This is a genomic window from Oleiphilus sp. HI0123 (genome assembly GCF_001635315.1).
On record NZ_LWGE01001523.1, the window covers coordinates 1 to 3,314 of the forward strand.

5 protein-coding genes are annotated in these 3,314 nt (G+C 46.3%); all 5 read right to left on the bottom strand.

From position 1 onward, the window contains the following. Nucleotides 1–109 precede the first annotated feature (109 nt). The gene (locus A3761_RS20280; RefSeq protein WP_068512804.1) at nt 110–562 is read right to left on the bottom strand and encodes a GNAT family N-acetyltransferase; all 453 of its coding nucleotides are present in this window, start codon (nt 560–562) and stop codon (nt 110–112) included. A gap of 1 nt (nt 563) precedes the next feature. Then, nucleotides 564–1,019 carry a molybdopterin synthase catalytic subunit MoaE gene (moaE, locus tag A3761_RS20285; protein ID WP_068512795.1) on the bottom strand — a complete coding sequence of 152 codons (456 nt, stop codon included), beginning with the start codon at nt 1,017–1,019 and terminating at the stop codon, nt 564–566. Between the two features lies 1 nt (nt 1,020). Beyond that, a complete protein-coding gene (locus A3761_RS20290; RefSeq protein ID WP_068512793.1) occupies nt 1,021–1,269 on the bottom strand; it encodes a MoaD/ThiS family protein in 249 nt (82 codons plus the stop codon). 29 nt (nt 1,270–1,298) lie between these two features. Then, entirely contained in the window at nt 1,299–2,552 is a 1,254-nt protein-coding gene (gene glp, locus A3761_RS20295; protein WP_068512791.1) for a gephyrin-like molybdotransferase Glp, read from the bottom strand. A 111-nt stretch (nt 2,553–2,663) separates the two neighbouring features. Continuing rightward, on the bottom strand, nt 2,664–3,230 hold the full coding sequence (locus tag A3761_RS20300; RefSeq protein ID WP_068512784.1) for a type II secretion system protein: 567 nt from the start codon (nt 3,228–3,230) through the stop codon (nt 2,664–2,666). Between the last annotated feature and the right edge of the window lie 84 nt (nt 3,231–3,314).

Consider the following 3,314-nt stretch of genomic DNA (forward strand, 5'->3'; position numbering starts at 1 on the left):
TTTTACGGAATGCACGTCACTTGCTCCTTATTCTGTACAGACTGGGTCATGGCATGAAGCCGATTTAGACACCGTTGTAAGATACACTATGGAGGATATCTGGGGAAAATCAAGCAAGCGGGTGCTTCATTAGGGTGAGTTTTCGTCCTTGTCGAAGATAGCGACGAAGAGATTCAGCGATATAAGGAGGAGCCTGTTCTATATTCTGAAGCTGAAAGCCAATTTGAGCATAAAAGTCTTTAAGCCACTCAAAAGGAAAGCACCAGCACTCGCGATTTGTCAGGTGTGGTTTTAGTTCGGTAAGTAGCCTGCTTCCTATGCCTTGCCGCTGCTCGGATGGAACCACGACCATGCTGCGTAGAATCAGATATTGATCGCTCTTGACCAGGCGAACAGCCGCAACGATTTTATTGTTTGAGTTGTTATTTCTAAGGATGTAAACCTCGTCTTCTTTACCGACGTGGGAATGGTAGTTCGCTTGTTTATAGAATTGCTTGGCGAGAGGAAAGCGAGGCGGGTCGAGTCGTTCCAGGGCGAAATTATTGTGGCTTAAGTCAGACATTTTACCAGCGTTTTTTTCTATCTAGGTCGCTCTCTTTTGCTTCAACCCATTCAGCACCGTCTTTGGTGATTTCCTTTTTCCAGAAAGGCGCGTCGGACTTTAAGTAGTCCATAATAAACTCACAGGCCGCAAAAGCATCTGCTCTATGTGCAGAGCTTACGCCAACGAAGACAATTTGTTCGCTCAAGTGCAAAGGGCCAACGCGGTGAATGACTCTCGCTTCAAGTATCTGCCAACGTTCAGCTGCTTGTTGAATGATTTTCTGTAAGCACTGCTCTGTCATGCCAGGGTAGTGCTCCAGGAACATGCCATTTACATTAGGGCGATCTCCGAATTCCCGAACCAAGCCTGAAAACGTGCAGATCGCGCCAGTTGCTAGGGCGTGGTTGTTCCGTAGAGTCTGGTACTCATTTTCTATTGAGAAATCTTCTTGCTGAACGCTGACAGATATTTTCATACTAACCGCCTGTTACCGGGGGATAAAATGCTACTTCATCTCCTACTTTAACAGCAGTACTTGCATCGGCGATATCCTGATTGACTGAAATAATGATCCGTTCGTTAGCAAGCGCGCTTAACCAGGGTTCGCCCCGTGACTGAAGCTTGGATTTGATATCGCCAGTCGTCTGGATGCCGTCGATCTCGGTCCATTGTTCGCTATCGCAGTCGAGCTGCTCTCGCAAGCTGGCAAAAAAAAGGATATTCATAAGGTCGTCTCGTAACTTAATAATGCTTGCTATACCGGCAAAGAAAAAATGCTAGGGAAAGGTATAAACTCGACAGAATCCCCTGCTTTTGGTTGAGTGTGTTCTTTAATCACAGCGAAACCCTCCGCCCAGCTTGCAGAGCTTAGCATACCAGAGCTTTGGTTCGGGTGACGAATCAGACGATTGCCTTGGCTTCGCTGAACTCTCAGAAATTCTCTTCTGGGGCCGGACTTTTTAATATCGAAGTCTAGGGCAAGAGAGTAACTTTGAGGTTTAGTGTCGCTAATACCTTGCTTATGGAGTAAGAAAGGGCGAGCCAATACCGAAAAGGTAACAAATACTGCGCCTGGATTTCCGGGCAAACCGAGTACTGGTGTTTCGCCAATTTGTCCATACATAAAAGGCTTACCGGGCTTGATGGCTGCGCGCCAGAAATCAATGCTCCCCAATGACTTGATTGCACTTTGTACATAGTCTTCTTCGCCAACGGATGCGCCGCCAGTGCTAATGATGATGTCGGCTTTATCACTCGCCGAGTTTAAAGCTTTAACCGTTGCTTCGAGTTGATCTGGGATGAGGCCAAGATCAACTATATCTGCGTTCAGGCTTTTGAGCATGCCGGTAAGTAGGTAGCGGTTGGAGTTAAATATTTGTGAAGAAGAGGGCTTATCGCCCGGTTCTACCAATTCGTCTCCAGTTGAAAAAATAGCGACTTTTAGTCTTCGAAACACTTTGACCTTAGCAATACCAATCGAAGCAATTAAGCCAACGCGGGCAGGGGAAAGGACTAGGCCCTTTTGTAAAATAACCTGGCCTTGTTGAACATCTTGACCTCGAGGGCGAATATTTTGCTTAGCGTTAGGCTGGGAGGAAAAGGTTACCTCCTTGTTGTGCTCATTGATTGTCGCCTGTTCTTGCATAATGACGCAGTTCGCTCCTGCTGGTATCGAGGCGCCGGTAAATATTCTCGCAGCAGTGCCACGTTCAAGTGTCTCGGGTTGGTGCCCGGCAGGAATGCGTTGTGAGATACAGAAGGCTTTACCCTCAGAGAAGTCATCAAGGTTTAGTGCGTAGCCGTCAACGGCACTGTTATCTGTGGGCGGTACATTAAGTGTAGAGACTAAGTCTTCAGCGAGCACTCTTTCGTGTGCATCAATAAGTGCAACTGATTCTGTCTCCGATATCGGGTTTGCCAATTTTTTTAAGCGCTCAATGATATCATCTAAAGGATTAAGGGTGTGTTTGACGGCTGAATCGCAGCAGCTTTGATTTGTGTTCGACATAAATAGCTCTGTCAGTATCGACGATGAAAAACGGGTTATTAGTTTAGCGTGTGCAGTGTATCGCTAAAACAGAAATAAATCGTTGATGATCATCAAGCGCTTAAGGAAGAGTTAGCAAGCGGGTAGATCTGCGTGAGTGCCGCAGCTTACGACACTACCGTCGCGCGAGTCGTACTTGATAACCAAGGAGCTGTTATTGCGATTGCCAGTGTCGCCGTTAAGGCGATAAGCGTAGCTGCAGACTCTGTTGCCGGTGTGGCGGTAAGCTCGATAGGCTTCATTGTTGTTGCCAACAACAACTGAGGGCGGGTTTTCCAATACGCCCTGCCAGACACCAATGCAGCCGTTGTTGCCTTGCCCTATATTCTCATTACCTGTGCCTTTATCAACACCAATTGGGTAGCCGATATTGTTGGTGTCAATCGTGCCATTGCCAAAGTTTGTCAGGTTTTGGGTGCGAGTGGTATGGCCTGCTGCCTGGAAGACTGCTTTGACAGTTTTAACGCCTGCCTGCAAATTTCCAGCAATGCTCCTAACCTGCGCTAGTTCAGCTTCATCAGATAGGTCACTAAATCTAGGTAACGCGATGCTTGCAAGCGCTCCAATTAATACGATAACAATGACCAGTTCGATCAGAGTAAAACCTTGGGATTTGAAGGGTTGAAGAGTCGGCTTCATAAATATATGTTTCTTAAGTAGTTTATTTAATTATAGGTACGAAAACGCGATAATTGTAAAAAAAATAGTATATTTCTGGATATA

Coding starts and splice junctions, on each gene's coding strand:
- A3761_RS20280 (WP_068512804.1), bottom strand. CDS start 562: ATGTCTGACTTAAGCCACAATAATTTCGCCCTGGAACGACTCGACCCG.
- moaE (WP_068512795.1), bottom strand. CDS start 1,019: ATGAAAATATCTGTCAGCGTTCAGCAAGAAGATTTCTCAATAGAAAAT.
- A3761_RS20290 (WP_068512793.1), bottom strand. CDS start 1,269: ATGAATATCCTTTTTTTTGCCAGCTTGCGAGAGCAGCTCGACTGCGAT.
- glp (WP_068512791.1), bottom strand. CDS start 2,552: ATGTCGAACACAAATCAAAGCTGCTGCGATTCAGCCGTCAAACACACC.
- A3761_RS20300 (WP_068512784.1), bottom strand. CDS start 3,230: ATGAAGCCGACTCTTCAACCCTTCAAATCCCAAGGTTTTACTCTGATC.